14 protein-coding genes are annotated in these 15,804 nt (G+C 61.7%); 9 read left to right on the forward strand and 5 right to left on the reverse strand.

Annotation, left to right across the window (positions count from 1 at the left end; all coding sequences use genetic code 11):
- Window positions 1-91: 91 nt before the first annotated feature.
- From lepA to tadA, 8 genes are all read left to right on the forward strand, one after another.
- The gene (lepA, locus tag CQ041_RS01345; RefSeq protein WP_032877619.1) at window positions 92-1,891 is read left to right on the forward strand and encodes a translation elongation factor 4; all 1,800 of its coding nucleotides are present in this window, start codon (window positions 92-94) and stop codon (window positions 1,889-1,891) included.
- 5 nt (window positions 1,892-1,896) lie between these two features.
- Window positions 1,897-2,748 (forward strand): signal peptidase I, encoded by an 852-nt coding sequence (gene lepB / locus CQ041_RS01350; protein WP_105520736.1) that lies wholly within the window; start codon window positions 1,897-1,899, stop codon window positions 2,746-2,748.
- Window positions 2,749-2,895: 147 nt separating this feature from the next.
- Window positions 2,896-3,585, forward strand: coding sequence for a ribonuclease III (rnc, locus tag CQ041_RS01355; RefSeq protein WP_012722401.1), 690 nt, complete (start codon window positions 2,896-2,898; stop codon window positions 3,583-3,585).
- Entirely contained in the window at window positions 3,578-4,480 is a 903-nt protein-coding gene (era, locus tag CQ041_RS01360) for a GTPase Era (protein ID WP_028618988.1), read from the forward strand. Before rnc ends, era begins: the two co-directional genes overlap by 8 nt.
- A gap of 152 nt (window positions 4,481-4,632) precedes the next feature.
- The gene (recO, locus tag CQ041_RS01365; protein ID WP_105520735.1) at window positions 4,633-5,316 is read left to right on the forward strand and encodes a DNA repair protein RecO; all 684 of its coding nucleotides are present in this window, start codon (window positions 4,633-4,635) and stop codon (window positions 5,314-5,316) included.
- A 51-nt stretch (window positions 5,317-5,367) separates the two neighbouring features.
- Window positions 5,368-6,111 carry a pyridoxine 5'-phosphate synthase gene (gene pdxJ, locus CQ041_RS01370; protein WP_105520734.1) on the forward strand — a complete coding sequence of 248 codons (744 nt, stop codon included), beginning with the start codon at window positions 5,368-5,370 and terminating at the stop codon, window positions 6,109-6,111.
- A 192-nt stretch (window positions 6,112-6,303) separates the two neighbouring features.
- Window positions 6,304-7,680 (forward strand): multicopper oxidase family protein, encoded by a 1,377-nt coding sequence (locus CQ041_RS01375; protein WP_105520967.1) that lies wholly within the window; start codon window positions 6,304-6,306, stop codon window positions 7,678-7,680.
- Window positions 7,680-8,177, forward strand: a complete 498-nt coding sequence (tadA, locus tag CQ041_RS01380; RefSeq protein ID WP_105520733.1) for a tRNA adenosine(34) deaminase TadA — start codon at window positions 7,680-7,682, stop codon at window positions 8,175-8,177. The genes CQ041_RS01375 and tadA overlap by 1 nt, the downstream gene beginning before the upstream one ends.
- Before the next feature lie 54 nt (window positions 8,178-8,231).
- On the opposite strand, the gene cmoB is transcribed toward tadA, so the two are convergent.
- The 5 genes from cmoB to CQ041_RS01405 form a co-directional block, all read right to left on the reverse strand.
- Complete coding sequence (cmoB, locus tag CQ041_RS01385) at window positions 8,232-9,188, reverse strand: tRNA 5-methoxyuridine(34)/uridine 5-oxyacetic acid(34) synthase CmoB (RefSeq protein ID WP_105520732.1); 957 nt, start codon at window positions 9,186-9,188, stop codon at window positions 8,232-8,234.
- The gene (cmoA, locus tag CQ041_RS01390) at window positions 9,185-9,928 is read right to left on the reverse strand and encodes a carboxy-S-adenosyl-L-methionine synthase CmoA (RefSeq protein WP_105520731.1); all 744 of its coding nucleotides are present in this window, start codon (window positions 9,926-9,928) and stop codon (window positions 9,185-9,187) included. The genes cmoB and cmoA overlap by 4 nt, the downstream gene beginning before the upstream one ends.
- A 65-nt stretch (window positions 9,929-9,993) precedes the next feature.
- Window positions 9,994-10,383 carry a protease inhibitor I42 family protein gene (locus CQ041_RS01395; protein ID WP_105520730.1) on the reverse strand — a complete coding sequence of 130 codons (390 nt, stop codon included), beginning with the start codon at window positions 10,381-10,383 and terminating at the stop codon, window positions 9,994-9,996.
- Between the two features lie 188 nt (window positions 10,384-10,571).
- The gene (gene lon / locus CQ041_RS01400; protein ID WP_105520729.1) at window positions 10,572-12,992 is read right to left on the reverse strand and encodes an endopeptidase La; all 2,421 of its coding nucleotides are present in this window, start codon (window positions 12,990-12,992) and stop codon (window positions 10,572-10,574) included.
- 157 nt (window positions 12,993-13,149) lie between these two features.
- Window positions 13,150-14,139: a GntR family transcriptional regulator gene (locus CQ041_RS01405; protein WP_105520728.1), complete on the reverse strand. Its 990-nt coding sequence runs from the start codon at window positions 14,137-14,139 to the stop codon at window positions 13,150-13,152.
- 334 nt (window positions 14,140-14,473) lie between these two features.
- Between CQ041_RS01405 and CQ041_RS01410 the strand changes: the two genes are divergently transcribed.
- Complete coding sequence (locus tag CQ041_RS01410) at window positions 14,474-15,796, forward strand: amidase (RefSeq protein ID WP_105520727.1); 1,323 nt, start codon at window positions 14,474-14,476, stop codon at window positions 15,794-15,796.
- Window positions 15,797-15,804 lie beyond the last annotated feature (8 nt).

Consider the following 15,804-nt stretch of genomic DNA (forward strand, 5'->3'; position numbering starts at 1 on the left):
AGCAAAGATGACGTCTGGCCTGAGCATCAGGTACAATTCCCGGCTATTTTTCAGCGGGCAATCTGCCTGCAGCCTTTTTGAGTGTTGATCCGTGAGTGATTTGAGTCATATCCGCAATTTCTCCATCATCGCCCACATTGACCATGGCAAGTCGACGCTGGCCGATCGATTCATCCAGATGTGCGGCGGCCTTGCCGAGCGTGAAATGGAAGCCCAGGTCCTGGACTCCATGGACCTTGAGCGCGAGCGCGGGATCACCATCAAGGCCCACAGCGTAACGCTGTACTACAAAGCCAAAGACGGCATCACCTACCAGCTCAACTTCATTGACACCCCGGGCCACGTCGACTTCACCTACGAAGTCAGCCGTTCCCTGGCGGCCTGTGAAGGTGCCCTGCTGGTGGTCGACGCCGGCCAGGGCGTGGAAGCGCAGTCGGTTGCCAACTGCTACACCGCGATCGAGCAGGGCCTGGAAGTCATGCCCGTACTGAACAAGATCGACCTGCCCCAGGCCGAGCCTGAGCGCGTCAAGGAAGAGATCGAGAAGATCATCGGCATCGACGCCACCGACGCCGTCACCTGCAGCGCCAAGACCGGCCTGGGTGTCGACGAAGTGCTCGAGCGCCTGGTACACACCATTCCCGCCCCGACCGGCAACTACGAAGATCCGCTGCAAGCGTTGATCATCGACTCCTGGTTCGACAACTACCTGGGCGTTGTTTCCCTGGTACGCGTGCGCCACGGCCGTGTGAAGAAAGGCGACAAGATCCTGGTCAAGTCCACCGGCAAGATCCACCTGGTGGACAGCGTCGGTGTGTTCAACCCCAAGCACACCGCGACCACCGATCTGAAAGCCGGCGAAGTAGGCTTCATCATCGCCGGTATCAAGGACATTCACGGTGCGCCAGTGGGTGACACCCTGACCTTGAGCAGCACCCCCGACGTCGACGTGTTGCCTGGCTTCAAACGCATCCAGCCACAGGTCTACGCCGGCCTGTTCCCGGTCAGCTCCGACGACTTCGAAGACTTCCGCGAAGCCCTGCAAAAGCTGACCCTCAACGACTCGTCGTTGCAGTACACCCCGGAAAGCTCCGACGCCCTGGGCTTCGGCTTCCGTTGCGGCTTCCTTGGCATGCTGCACATGGAAATCATCCAGGAGCGCCTCGAGCGCGAGTACGACCTGGACCTGATCACCACCGCGCCAACCGTTATTTTCGAGTTGTTGCTGAAAACCGGTGAAACGATTTACGTCGATAACCCGTCCAAGCTCCCGGACCTGTCGGCCATTGAAGACATGCGCGAGCCTATCGTGCGGGCCAATATCCTGGTGCCGCAGGAGCACTTGGGCAACGTCATCACCCTGTGTATCGAGAAACGTGGCGTCCAGCGCGACATGCTGTTCCTCGGTACCCAGGTGCAAGTGACCTATGACATGCCGATGAACGAAGTGGTCCTGGACTTCTTCGACCGTCTCAAATCCACCAGTCGCGGCTATGCTTCGCTGGATTACCATTTCGACCGTTACCAATCGGCTAATCTGGTGAAACTGGACGTGTTGATCAACGGCGACAAGGTCGATGCCCTGGCACTCATCGTGCACAAGGACAACGCGCACTACAAAGGTCGCCAGTTGACCGAGAAGATGAAAGAACTGATTCCGCGCCAGATGTTCGACGTCGCGATCCAGGCCGCCATCGGCGGGCAGATCATTGCACGGACCTCCGTCAAGGCTCTCAGAAAGAACGTACTGGCCAAATGCTACGGCGGTGACGTAAGCCGTAAGCGCAAGCTGCTTGAGAAGCAAAAGGCCGGTAAGAAACGCATGAAGCAAGTCGGCAACGTGGAAGTTCCACAAGAAGCCTTCCTTGCAGTGCTCAGGTTGGATAGTTAGGTCCTATGTCACTAAATTTCCCGCTGTTGCTGGTCATCGCCGTTGCCGTTTGCGGTCTCCTGGCGTTGCTTGATCTGGTGTTCTTCGCCCCGCGTCGGCGGGCGGCCATCGCGTCGTATCAGGGCAGCGTCAGCCAGCCCGATGCCGTGGTGGTCGAGAAGCTGAACAAAGAGCCTTTGCTGGTTGAATACGGCAAGTCGTTCTTCCCGGTGCTGTTCATCGTGCTGGTGTTGCGTTCGTTCCTGGTAGAACCGTTTCAGATCCCGTCGGGCTCGATGAAACCTACCCTGGACGTGGGCGACTTCATCCTGGTGAACAAGTTTTCCTACGGGATTCGCCTGCCGGTGATCGACAAGAAAGTCATCGAGATCGGTGACCCGCAACGCGGCGATGTGATGGTGTTTCGCTTCCCGAGTGATCCGAACGTCAACTACATCAAGCGTGTGGTCGGCCTGCCGGGCGACGTGATTCGCTACACCGGCGACAAGCGCCTGCTGATCAACGGTGAATCGGTGGCTGAAAAGCTGATCGGCTCCGAGCCGAACTCCCTGGGCAGCGCCGAGCTGTATCAGGAGAAGCTTGGCGCGGTGGAGCACCAGATCCGCAAGGAAATGTCGCGCTATCGCCAGCCTGATGGCGAGTGGAAAGTACCTGCCGGGCACTATTTCATGATGGGCGACAACCGTGACAACTCCAATGACAGCCGTTATTGGAACGATCCCAACATTCCCAAGGAAATGCTGGGCATGGTTCCCGACGAGAACATTGTCGGCAAGGCCTTCGCGGTCTGGATGAGTTGGCCGGAGCCCAAGCTCAGCCACCTGCCGAACTTCTCGCGAGTCGGGCTGATCAAGTAATACAAGCGGCGCTGTGAACACAGCGCCGACTGCTTTTCTGGGGCTTGGACATTTTCTGGCCTCATGCGGCACCTACCAGGATTTGAATTTGAACACTGCGTCAATCGTCGATGGCCGCCGGTGCCACCAACTAGATATGGATAAACCGTGACCGTTTCTCTAGCACGTCTCGAGCGCCAGCTCGGCTACACCTTCAAGGACCAGGAATTGATGGTCCTTGCCCTCACACACCGCAGCTTTGCAGGGCGTAACAACGAACGCCTGGAATTCCTCGGTGATGCCATCCTCAATTTCGTCGCCGGTGAAGCGCTGTTCGAGCGTTTTCCCCAAGCCCGTGAAGGCCAGCTGTCGCGCCTGCGCGCGCGCCTGGTGAAGGGAGAGACCCTTGCCGTGCTGGCCCGTGGTTTCGGCCTCGGCGAATACCTGCGCCTGGGCTCCGGCGAGTTGAAGAGCGGCGGTTTTCGCCGCGAGTCGATCCTGGCCGACGCCCTCGAAGCGCTGATTGGCGCGATCTACCTCGACGCAGGCATGGAAGCGGCCAAGGAGCGTGTCACCGCCTGGCTGACCTCCGAGATCGAGAGCCTGACGCTGGTCGACACCAACAAAGATCCCAAGACCCGCCTGCAGGAATTCCTGCAGTCCCGCGGGTGCGAACTGCCACGCTATGAAGTGGTGGATATCCAGGGTGAGCCGCATTGCCGTGTATTCTTCGTGGAATGTGAAATCACCTTACTGAACGAAAAAAGCCGAGGTCAGGGTGTGAGCCGTCGTATTGCCGAACAGGTAGCGGCCGCCGCAGCACTGATTGCCCTGGGCGTGGAGAATGGCCATGACTGATTCAACCGCAACACGCTGTGGCTATGTTGCCATTGTCGGCCGCCCGAACGTGGGCAAGTCCACGCTGCTCAACCACATCCTCGGGCAAAAGCTCGCGATCACTTCGCGCAAGCCGCAGACCACCCGTCACAACATGCTGGGTATCAAGACCGAAGGCAACGTGCAAGCGGTCTACGTCGACACCCCGGGCATGCACAAGGGGGGCGAAAAGGCCCTCAACCGCTACATGAACAAGACCGCTTCGGCGGCGTTGAAAGACGTCGACGTGGTGATCTTCGTGGTGGACCGCACCAAGTGGACCGACGAGGATCAGATGGTCCTCGAACGTGTGCAGTACGTCACCGGCCCCTTGATCGTTGCGCTGAACAAGACCGACCGCATCGAAGACAAGGCCGAGCTGATGCCGCACCTGAGCTGGCTGCAGGAGCAACTGCCGAACGCCCAGATCATCCCGATCTCGGCCCAGCACGGTCACAACCTTGAAGCCCTGGAGCGCGTGATCGCCGAACACTTGCCGGAGAACGAGCACTTCTTCCCGGAAGACCAGATCACCGACCGCAGCAGCCGTTTTCTTGCCGCCGAGCTGGTGCGCGAGAAAATCATGCGCCAGATGGGCGCCGAGCTGCCGTACCAGATCACCGTCGAAATCGAAGAGTTCAAGCAGCAGGGCAAGACCTTGCATATCCATGCGCTGATCCTCGTCGAACGTGACGGCCAGAAGAAAATCATCATTGGCGACAAGGGCGAGCGCATCAAGCGCATCGGCACCGAAGCGCGCAAGGATATGGAGCTGCTGTTCGACTCCAAGATCATGCTCAACCTGTGGGTGAAGGTGAAAGGCGGCTGGTCCGACGATGAGCGCGCACTGCGCTCTCTCGGCTACGGCGACCTCTAAGCGCACCGCAGTACACATGTGGGAGGGGGCTTGCCCCCGATAGCCGTGGTTCAGTTGACACATAAGTGACTGACACACTGCCATCGGGGGCAAGCCCCCTCCCACATTCGGTGTGTGTAGTGTTCAACAACGCATTCCAGCAGCGAGCCTCCATGTCCCAATCCCTCAGCCAACCCGCCTACGTCCTGCACAGCCGCGCCTACCGTGAGACCAGCGCGCTGGTGGACTTCCTCACGCCCCAAGGCCGCCTTCGCGCCGTCTTGCGCAGCGCGCGGGGCAAGGCGGGCACGCAGGCGCGGCCGTTTGTGGCGTTGGACGTGGAGTTTCGCGGCAAAGGTGAGCTGAAAAACGTCGGCCGCCTGGAAAGCGTCGGTGCCTCTGCGTGGCTCAACGGCGATGCATTGTTCAGCGGGCTCTACCTCAATGAGCTGCTGATCCGCCTGCTGCCCGCCGAAGACCCGCACCCGGCGGTGTTCGATCACTACGCCGCCACCTTGCTCGCCCTGGCTGAAGGCCGCCCGCTGGAGCCGCTGCTGCGCGCCTTTGAATGGCGCCTGCTGGACGACTTGGGCTACGGCTTCGAGCTGGACAACGACCTTCACGGTGAGCCCATCGCTGCCGACGGCATGTACCGCCTGCAAGTCGACGCCGGCCTCGAACGCGTGTACCTGCTGCAACCTGGCCTGTTTCAGGGCACCGAGTTGCTGGCGATGAGCGAGGCTGACTGGACCGCACCCGGGGCCTTGTCCGCTGCCAAGCGCCTGATGCGCCAGGCCCTGGCCGTGCATTTGGGTGGGCGGCCACTGGTCAGCCGCGAGTTGTTTCGAAAGCCCTGACAACCCCGTGTATGCTGTGCAGCGTTTCTTTCCCTATTCAGGAGCGCTTCCGTGAGCACCAGCAATCGCATTCTTCTTGGCGTCAACATCGACCACGTCGCTACCCTGCGCCAGGCCCGGGGCACCCGTTACCCTGACCCGGTCAAGGCCGCGCTGGACGCCGAAGAAGCGGGCGCCGACGGCATCACCGTGCACCTGCGCGAAGACCGCCGCCATATCCAGGAGCGCGATGTGTTGCTGCTCAAGGACGTGCTGCAAACCCGCATGAACTTCGAAATGGGGGTCACCGAGGAGATGATGGCGTTCGCCGAGCGCATCCGCCCGGCGCACATCTGCCTGGTGCCGGAAACTCGCCAGGAACTCACCACCGAAGGCGGCCTCGATGTGGCCGGCCAGGAAGCGCGGATCAAGGCCGCGGTGGACCGCCTGTCGCAGATCGGCAGTGAAGTCTCGCTGTTCATCGACGCCGACGAGCGCCAGATCGAAGCATCGCGCCGTGTTGGCGCGCCGGCCATCGAACTGCACACAGGGCGTTATGCCGATGCCACCACGCCAACTGAAGTGGCTGATGAACTGCAGCGCATCATTGACGGTGTTGCTGTTGGGCTGCGTGAAGGTTTGATCGTCAATGCTGGTCATGGCCTGCACTACCACAACGTCGAAGCCGTGGCCGCGATCAAGGGCATCAACGAGCTGAACATCGGCCACGCGCTGGTGGCCCATGCACTGTTCGTCGGTTTCAAAGGCGCGGTGGCCGAGATGAAGGCCTTGATCCTGGCTGCTGCAAAGGCCTAAAGAACGCCGAAGATCCAATGTGGGAGGGGACTTGCCCCCGATGGCAATGGGTGTGCTACCGATAGGCTGATTGACACACCGCTATCGGGGGAAAGCCCCTCCCACATGAGAAGCCTTACTGTTTAGCCGATGCAGGTGTATCGTATCCGCCTTTTGCAGGCCCTGGGCCTGCGGCAGATACGTGAGGTTGTTGTGTCCCGATCCTTTTCCCGTCGACAAATCCTGGGTGGTCTTGCAGGCCTGGCCGTCGTAGGCGTCGGTGCCGGTGGCGCCTACCGCTACTGGCTGGGGAAAGTCGCCGAGGCCGAAGCGGGGCATGATTACGAGCTGATCGCCGCACCTTTGGATGTGGAGCTGGTACCCGGCCACAAGACCGAAGCCTGGGCGTTCGGCCCCTCGGCGCCGGGCACCGAATTGCGTGTGCGCCAGGGCGAGTGGCTGCGGGTGCGTTTTATCAACCACCTGCCGGTCGCCACCACCATCCACTGGCACGGCATCCGCCTGCCGCTGGAAATGGACGGCGTGCCCTACGTCTCCCAATTGCCGGTCTTGCCCGGTGAATATTTCGACTACAAATTCCGTGTGCCCGACGCCGGCAGCTACTGGTATCACCCCCATGTGAACAGCAGTGAAGAACTCGGCCGTGGCCTGGTCGGGCCGCTGATCATCGAAGAGCGCGAGCCCACTGGTTTCAAGCACGAGCGCACCCTCAGCCTGAAGAGCTGGCACGTGGACGAGGAGGGCGCCTTCGTAGCCTTCAGCATTCCCCGTGAAGCGGCACGCGGGGGGACTGCCGGGCGGTTATCGACGATCAATGGCGTGTCCCAGGCAGTGATCGATTTGCCGGCCGGGCAGATCACTCGCGTACGTTTGCTCAACCTCGATAACACCCTGACCTATCGCATCAACATTCCGGATGTCGAGGCGCAGATCTACGCGCTGGACGGCAACCCCATCGAGCCGCGCCCGTTGGGCAAGGAATACTGGCTTGGCCCTGGCATGCGCATCTGCCTGGCGATCAAGGCACCGCCCGCCGGTGAGGAGCTGTCGATCCGCAATGGCCCGGTGCGCCTCGGCACGTTCCGTTCGGTGACCAACACCGATGCGCCCACCGAGTGGCCGCCGGCGCTGCCCGCCAACCCGATTGCCGAACCGGACCTGGCCAACGCCGAGAAACTCAACTTCAATTTTGAATGGGTCGGCACCGTGTCCGTCGATGACGGCCGGCCGCCGAGCCTTTGGCAGATCAATGGCCAGGCCTGGGACATCACCGACAAGACCTGCGCCGACCGCCCCATCGCCAAGCTGGAAAAGGGCAAGAGCTACATTTTCGAATTGAAGAACATGACCCAGTATCAGCACCCGATCCACCTGCATGGCATGAGCTTCAAGGTGATCGCCTCGAACCGCCACAAGGTGATCCCTTATTTCACCGACACCTACCTGCTGGGCAAGAACGAACGCGCCCGCGTCGCGCTGGTGGCGGATAACCCGGGGGTGTGGATGTTCCACTGCCACGTGATCGACCACATGGAAACCGGCCTGATGGCCGCCATCGAGGTGGCGTGATGCGTCAGATTCGCCCCGCCGCCATCATCGACCGCAGCCGTGACCAGGACTTCATGCGCGAGGCCCTGGCCCTGGCCGCCCAAGGCGCAGCCCTTGGCGAAGTGCCCGTGGGTGCGGTGCTGGTGCATGACGGAGAGATCATCGGCCGCGGCTTCAACTGCCCCATCAGCGGTAACGACCCCAGCGCTCACGCCGAGATGGTCGCCATCCGCGCCGCCGCGCAAGCCATCAGCAATTACCGCCTGGTGGGCAGCACCCTGTATGTGACCCTGGAGCCGTGCAGCATGTGCGCGGGCCTGATCGTGCATTCACGGGTGGCGCGGGTGGTGTATGGCGCGTTGGAGCCCAAGGCCGGGATTGTGCAGAGCCAGGGGCAGTTTTTTACCCAGGGTTTTCTCAATCACAGGGTGCTGTTCGAAGGTGGGGTGTTGGCAGAAGAATGCGGCACGGTGCTGAGCGAGTTCTTCAAAGCCCGAAGAGCCAAACCACCCATCTAACCAACACCGCCCCTCCCACATTTTGATCTCCATTTATTCAGGGAGATCTCAGGGTTACTTCTTGGCGATGATCACCGCCCGCATCGGCGCCGGCAGCCCTTCTACAGTCTTGCTGTGATCCTCAGGATCAAGGAAATCACTCAACGACTGGTACTTCATCCACTCCGTCCCCCGTTGTTCCTCGACTGTGGTCACGCTCACATCCACACAGCGCACATCGCTGAATCCTGCACGGCGCAGCCACAGCATCAGCGCCGGTACCGACGGCAGGAACCACACGTTGCGCATCTGCGCATAGCGGTCTTCCGGCACCAGCACTTGCTGCTGATCGCCTTCTACCACCAAGGTTTCCAATACCAGTTCGCCGCCCTTGACCAAGGTGTCCTTCAGCGCCAGCAAATGCTCAATCGGCGAGCGACGGTGATAGAACACACCCATCGAAAACACAGTGTCGAAGCCTTCCAGGTTCGCCGGCAGGTCTTCAAACGGGAACGGCAAGTGCCAGGCCTTAGGCTCGGACAAATAGCGTTGCACCGCCTGGAACTGGCAGAAGAACAACCAGTTCGGGTCCACGCCAATCACACTGTCGGCCCCGGCACCGAGCATGCGCCACATGTAGTAGCCGTTGCCGCAGCCCACGTCGAGGATGCGCTTGCCCTTGAGGTTCAAGTGCGGTGCCACCCGCGACCACTTCCAGTCCGAGCGCCACTCGGTGTCGACGTGCACACCGAACAGGTGGAACGGCCCTTTGCGCCACGGGCTCAGGCCCATCAGCGCGGTATGCATTTGGGCGCGGGTGTCGTCGTCGCAATCGGTGTCGAGGGTCAGGCCGTTGAGCAAGTCCACGTCGTTGGGCTGGATCTTCGGCAAGGCATCCAGTGCACTCTGCCAACGTTCCAGGTCACCATGACCTTTCTCCATTTTGCTATCGAGTTGCGCTTGCAGGCCCTGGGCCCACACGGCCAGGGGGGTGCCGACCAAGTGGCGGGCGAGGGGAGACAGATCAATCATGGCAAGGCAATCAACGAGGCAAAGTTAAGACACTGGAACCACGGCACGACTTTCGAGAACCCGGCCGCCAACAGGCGTTCGCGGTGTTCTTCGAGGCTGTCGGGCTTCATGACGTTTTCGATGGCACTGCGTTTCTGGGCGATTTCCAGCTCGCTGTAGCCGTTGGCGCGCTTGAACGCGACATGCAGGTCGGTGAGTAGCGCGTGCTCCTGCGGATCATTGAAGCGCAGCTTTTCCGAGAGAATCAGCGCGCCTCCCGGCAACAGCGAGTGGCGGATACGCGCGAGCAACGCCAGGCGCTCTTCGGGAACGATGAATTGCAGGGTGAAGTTCAATGCCACCACCGAGGCCGGCTGGAACTGCAACGCCAGGATATCGCCCTCGACCACCTCCACCGGCAACAGCTCCTGGAACATCGAGTCCTGGCCATTGAGGTACTCGCGGCAGCGCTCGACCATGGCCGCCGAGTTATCCACCGCGATCACCCGGCAGCCGTCGGTGCGCACGTGGCGACGCAAGGCCTGGGTGACGGCGCCCAGGGACGAACCCAGGTCGTAGAGCACGCTATTGGGCTGGGCAAACTGTGCTGCGAGTACGCCGAGGTTCTCGACGATGGTCGGGTAACCGGGTACCGAGCGCTTGATCATGTCCGGGAACACCCGTACCACGTCCTCGTTAAAGGCGAAGTCCGGCACCTGGGGCAGGGGCTGGGCGAATAGGCGATCGGGTTCTTTGCTCACGGTTGTTCCGGCATTGATGGGGGAAAAGCCGGCATTTTAGCCAACTTGGCCCGCACGTGCGCGTATCAGTTCACCGTAATCGTGCAGTCGAAGGTTTCAGCCGGCTCGGCTTCCGGTTCCCACGGCTGTTGGGACGTCAGCCGCAAACGGCCCTGGCCGCTGGTGAACGCCTGGAAGCGCCAGGTGGATTGACCGCCGCCGCCAATCACACCGGTCTCGGAACTGCTATAGACCTCTGGGCTCAATGCGCGCAGCACGCCGCCGGCAGAGTCCTGGATGGACCAGCGATAGCCGGTGGTGGGATTGCTCGGCAGGGTGAGGATCAAGTTTTGCCCGGACTTGAGTTGCAGCGGGCAGGCGCTCTGGTTGTCCACGGTGACGTTTTGCTTGGGCGTACTGGCGCACGCGGCGAGCAGGGCAAGGCTCAGGGGGAGAAGCAGGCGGGCTGCGGTCATGGAGGCTCCGTTGATTGGCGACGAAGGGCGAGCATAACCGAAGATGAGACATGGTGTGACAGGTAGGGGAGCGGTAGGGCGGTTGACGCCATCGGGGGCAAGCCCCCTCCCACATGTGTATGCATGCACACATCAACGTGTGGGAGGGGCTTGCCCCCGATGAGGCCACCTCAGGCCCTACTGCGCTATCAGAACAGCACCTTCGCCACATCCGCAAACCGCTTGGCAAAGTGCACGGTCATGCCTTCCTTCAGGTACTCCGGCAACTCTTCATAACTGCCACGGTTCGGTTCCGGCAGGATCAATTCGTGGATCTTCTGGCGGCGCGCTGCAATCACTTTCTCGCGCACCCCGCCAATCGGCAATACATGCCCGGTCAGCGTCAGCTCGCCGGTCATGGCCACGCCTTTTTTCGGCGGCTGGTTCCGCGCCAGCGACAACAGCGCACTGGCCATGGTCACGCCCGCGCTCGGGCCGTCCTTGGGCGTAGCGCCTTCCGGCACGTGCAAGTGCACGAAGGCCTCATCGAAGAATTTCGCATCACCGCCAAACGACTTCAGGTTCGAGCTGATGTAGCTGTAGGCAATTTCGGCAGACTCTTTCATCACCTCACCCAACTGCCCGGTGAGCTTGAACCCACGGTTGAGCGTGTGAATACGCGTCGCTTCGATCGGCAAGGTCGCGCCGCCCATGCTGGTCCACGCCAGGCCAGTGATCACACCGGTGCCCGACAGCACCTGTTCGTTGCGGAACACTGGCACGCCCAGGGAGCTTTCCAGGTCCCTGTTGCCGATCTTGATCACCGAGTCCGGCTCATCCAGCAACTTGACCACTGCCTTGCGCACCAGCTTGCCCAGCTGTTTCTCCAACTGACGTACACCGGCTTCGCGGGCGTACCCGTCGATCAATGCGCGCAGGGCGCCGTCGCTGATGGTCAGGCTGGTTTTCGCCACGCCGGCTTTTTCCAGCTGTTTTGGCCACAGGTGGCGCTTGGCGATGGCGACTTTTTCCTCGGTGATATAGCCCGACAGGCGAATCACTTCCATACGGTCCAGCAACGGGCCGGGGATCGAGTCCAAGGTGTTGGCGGTGCACACGAACAGCACTTTGGACAGGTCCAGGCGCAGGTCCAGGTAGTGATCGAGGAATTCGACGTTCTGCTCCGGGTCGAGGGTCTCCAGCAGCGCTGACGCGGGGTCGCCCTGGAAGCTCTGGCCCATCTTGTCGATCTCGTCGAGCATGATCACCGGGTTCATCACTTCCACATCCTTGAGCGCCTGCACCAGCTTGCCCGGCAGGGCACCGATGTAGGTGCGGCGATGGCCCTTGATCTCGGCCTCGTCGCGCATGCCGCCAACACTGAAGCGATAGAACGGCCGCCCCAGCGACTCGGCGATGGATTTGCCGACGCTGGTCTTGCCCACGCCCGGCGGGCCGACCAACAGCACGATGGAGCCGGCGACTTCGCCTTTGTAGGCGCCCACCGCGAGGAATTCGAGGATGCGGCTCTTGATGTCGTCAAGGCCCGCATGGTGTTTATCCAGCACCTTGCGCGCGTGCTTGAGGTTGAGCTTGTCCTCGCCGTACACGCCCCACGGCACCGAGGTGGCCCAGTCCAGGTAGTTGCGCGTCACCGCGTATTCCGGCGAGCCGGTTTCCAGGATCGACAATTTGTTCAGTTCTTCATCGATGCGTTTCTGTGCCTGGGGCGGCAGCACCTTGCCTTCCAGGCGCTGCTCGAATTGCTCGACATCGGCACTGCGGTCGTCCTTGGTCAGCCCCAGTTCCTGCTGGATGACCTTGAGTTGTTCCTTGAGGAAAAACTCGCGCTGGTGCTCGCCGATCTTGCGATTCACCTCGGCGGACAACTCTTTTTGCAGGCGCGCGACTTCGACCTCTTTGCGCAGCATCGGCAGGACTTTTTCCATGCGCTTGAGCATGGGTACGCAGTCCAGCACTTCTTGCAACTCGTTACCGGTGGCCGAGGTGAGCGCGGCGGCGAAGTCGGTGAGCGGCGAGGGGTCGTTGGGGCTGAAGCGGTTGAGATAGTTCTTCAACTCTTCGCTGTACAGCGGGTTGAGCGGCAGCAGTTCCTTGATCGCGTTGATCAGCGCCATGCCGTAGGCCTTCACCTCGTCGGTGGGCTGGGTCGGCTGGTGCGGGTATTCGACTTCCACCAGGTACGGCGGACGGTGGTGCTTGAGCCAGGTCTTGATGCGCACACGGGTCAGGCCCTGGGCCACGAATTGCAGCTTGCCGTTCTCGCGGCTGGCGTGGTGCACCTTCACCAACGTGCCGTACAGCGGCAGGCTGGAGGTGTCGAAATGGCGTGGGTCTTCCGGCGGCGTGTCCATGAAGAACAGCGCCAGGTTGTGGTGGTCGGACTTGCTCACCAGCTCCAGGGTCTCGGCCCAGGGTTCTTCGTTGACGATCACCGGCAGCACTTGCGCGGGGAAGAAAGGCCGGTTGTGGATCGGGATGATGTAGACCTTGTCCGGCAGGTTCTGCCCGGGCAGGGCCAGGCCAGTGTTGGACGAGTGGGATTCAGCGTTTTCGGGGTCTGCGTAATCGTTGAGATCGTATTCGGGGAATTCTTGCTGGTCGCTCATGGGGCACCTGCATAAGGAAGTATGGAGGTTAGATGGGGCGCGGCAGCGGTGGTTTCAATGGTGGGGACGAGATAGCAACATATTGCATGATTTTTTCAGCACACCGCAGAGCCAAAGGTGAGGGCGGGCTTGCTCCCACTTTTTGAATGGCGTGCAGTCAGCTGATTTTGTGCAGGTAGCTGGGCAGGGGTTGTTCCGGCAGCACCGACAACACCTTCAACCGCTGCAGCATCCGCTGCCGGGCGCGCTGCAAATGCTCACGCAGATTCAACGCCGCCGCATCGAACGCGCCATGCAACAACAACTCCAGGATCAAGCGATGTTCGGCCAACATCGCCGGATCAGCGCCGATCCCCAACAACCGGTAGAAAATCCGGCTGATGATCATCGGGCTCTGGCCCTGGCGGATCAGCGCCGCGATCTTGCGGTTCTGCAGCCCGGCCAGGCAGCGCTGGTGCAAGTCTTCCTCGATCTGTTCGATGGTTTCCAGGCTGCACTGGGGGCTTTCCTGGGCATCCAGCACGCGCTGCAACATCGCCTCGAGCATGTCGCGGTCCAGGCCAGGCGCGCTCTGACGCAGGGCTTCGGGCTCCAGGCAGGCACGCAGTTCGTAGTCTTCAGTCACTTCCCGTGCGGTCAACGGGCCAGCCAGCCATTGGGAGTAGGGCTCCTTTTCCACCAGGCCGCGGTCGCGCAGGCGCATCAGCGCTTCACGCACCACCGCGCGGCTGACGCCGTAGTGATCGGCCGCGGCTTGTTCATCCAGCCGGTAGTGGCCGAAAGCAATGCAGGTGGACAATGCCGCGCCGATTTCCTCGACGATCCGCTCCCCCAGCGGCCGTGTGTCGACCAGTTCATCCTCGCCGTTCAGGCCCAGGTGCGCATGGCTCAAGGGCAGGCGCAGCGGCTCCATGGCCAGGCCCTCGGGATTGATCAAATAACCGCGGCCATCGAAGCGGCAGATCAAGCCTTCGTCATGCAGTAAATCCAGCGCCTTGCGCACCGGCACGCGGCTGGTGCCGAACAATTCGGCCAGCGGTGCTTCCAGCAACACCAGGCCGTGGCGCGCGGTGCCGCTGACGATCGCGTCGCGCAATACCTGGTGAATCATCGCGTAGCGGGAGGCCGAGGCGGACACTGCTTTCATCGCTTTCTCTGGGGGCAGGGGACGGTGGCCGGGGATTCTCTCATAAGTTGCGCCTGTCACCCTGCGCCACGTCGGTGGCACTTTTTTGGGGCCTGGAAAGGGGCGATGTTACTTTTCTGCACCAAAATGTACTTATTAATAAAAGATACATTATTTCATAAGGGCGGGTGTCGCTGAGCTGGCCAGATTTTTTTCGCGACTGTAACGCATCTATCCTGCAGCTCTAGGCTAAAAACCCTACACCCTAAATGTCAGCGTGAATAAGACTGGCACGAATGCTGCCTTTATAAAACGTACATTTTATTAATATGTACGTTTTGTGAGGGTCAACTTGATGTCAGACGCCACTTCCATGGCCGAGGATTTCGCCAGCGGTCGCAGCGACCCTGTGCAGGTGCTTGAACAGGCACTCGTCCACGCGAGCATGGCCCCCAGCGTATTTATCTCCCTGACGGCCGAGCGCGCCCGTCGCGAAGCCGAAGCGTCCGCCGCCCGCTGGCGTGCCGGCCAGCCGCTGAGCGTGTTCGATGGCGTACCGTTGGCCTGGAAGGACCTGTTCGACGTGGCCGGCAGCATCACCACCGCAGGCGCTGCCTACCGCCGCACTGCGCCGGCCGCGGTGCTGGATGCGCCGAGCGTCGGCCTGCTGAGCCGCGCCGGCATGGTCAGCATGGGCAAGACCAACCTCAGTGAACTGGCCTACTCCGGCCTGGGCCTGAACCCGCATTTCGGCACGCCCTTCAACCCCAGCAGCAGCGACCAGGCGCGCATTCCCGGCGGCTCGTCATCGGGTTCGGCGGTGGCCGTGGCGGCGGGCATCGTGCCCATCGCCATGGGCACCGACACCGCCGGTTCGATCCGGATTCCCGCCGCCCTCAATGGTGTGGTGGGTTACCGCAGCAGTTGCCGCCGCTACAGCCGCGACGGCGTGTTCCCGCTGGCCCACACCCTCGACAGCCTCGGCCCGCTGACCCGCAGCGTGCGCGATGCCCTGGCTATCGACGACCTGCTTCACGGCCGTCGCCAAACCCACAGCGCCCGCAGCCTCAAGGGCCAGCGTTTTGTGCTGGCGCAACAGGACGTCGAACCCGCCGTAGGCAACAACCTGTTGCGCGCCGTCGAGCAGTTGCGAGCCCAGGGCGCACTGATTGAAGAACGCGAATGCCCGACCTTCCAGGCCGCCTTGGACCTGATCAAGCACCAAGGCTGGCTCGGCGCCTTCGAAGCGTTTGCCCTGCACCAAGGCCTGCTCGACAGCCGCGATGCCGAGCAACTCGATCCCCGCGTCCGTCGTCGCCTCGAAGCCGCCCGCGCGCTGCCCGCCAGCCAATTGCTGCACCTGATCGAAGCGCGTCGTCGCCTGCAACAGCAGCTGGTCGACGACCTCGACGGCGCACTCCTCATCACCCCAACCGTCGCTCACGTTGCGCCGCCGCTGGCGCCGCTGGAAGCCGACGACGAACTCTTCGTAACCACCAACCTCGCCACCCTGCGCCTGACCATGCCCGGCAGTTTGCTGGACATGCCCGGCGTGACCCTGCCCAGCGGCCGCGATGCCCTGGGCTTGCCCACCGGGCTGCTGCTCAGCGCGCCGATGGGGGAGGACGCCCGCCTGTTGCGCGCGGCGTTGTCCGTCGAATCCGCACTTAACGTTTAAGGAGACAC

Origin of the sequence: Pseudomonas sp. MYb60 (assembly GCF_002979555.1) — a bacterium.
In the GTDB taxonomy this organism is placed as follows: Bacteria; Pseudomonadota; Gammaproteobacteria; order Pseudomonadales; family Pseudomonadaceae; genus Aquipseudomonas.

Excerpts from the sequence above, each read along its gene's own strand:
- lepB (WP_105520736.1), top strand. The coding sequence starts at position 1,897 with ATGTCACTAAATTTCCCGCTGTTGCTGGTCATCGCCGTTGCCGTTTGC.
- era (WP_028618988.1), top strand. The coding sequence starts at position 3,578 with ATGACTGATTCAACCGCAACACGCTGTGGCTATGTTGCCATTGTCGGC.
- recO (WP_105520735.1), top strand. The coding sequence starts at position 4,633 with ATGTCCCAATCCCTCAGCCAACCCGCCTACGTCCTGCACAGCCGCGCC.
- tadA (WP_105520733.1), top strand. The coding sequence starts at position 7,680 with ATGCGTCAGATTCGCCCCGCCGCCATCATCGACCGCAGCCGTGACCAG.
- cmoB (WP_105520732.1), bottom strand. The coding sequence starts at position 9,188 with ATGATTGATCTGTCTCCCCTCGCCCGCCACTTGGTCGGCACCCCCCTG.
- CQ041_RS01395 (WP_105520730.1), bottom strand. The coding sequence starts at position 10,383 with ATGACCGCAGCCCGCCTGCTTCTCCCCCTGAGCCTTGCCCTGCTCGCC.
- lon (WP_105520729.1), bottom strand. The coding sequence starts at position 12,992 with ATGAGCGACCAGCAAGAATTCCCCGAATACGATCTCAACGATTACGCA.
- CQ041_RS01405 (WP_105520728.1), bottom strand. The coding sequence starts at position 14,139 with ATGAAAGCAGTGTCCGCCTCGGCCTCCCGCTACGCGATGATTCACCAG.
- CQ041_RS01410 (WP_105520727.1), top strand. The coding sequence starts at position 14,474 with ATGTCAGACGCCACTTCCATGGCCGAGGATTTCGCCAGCGGTCGCAGC.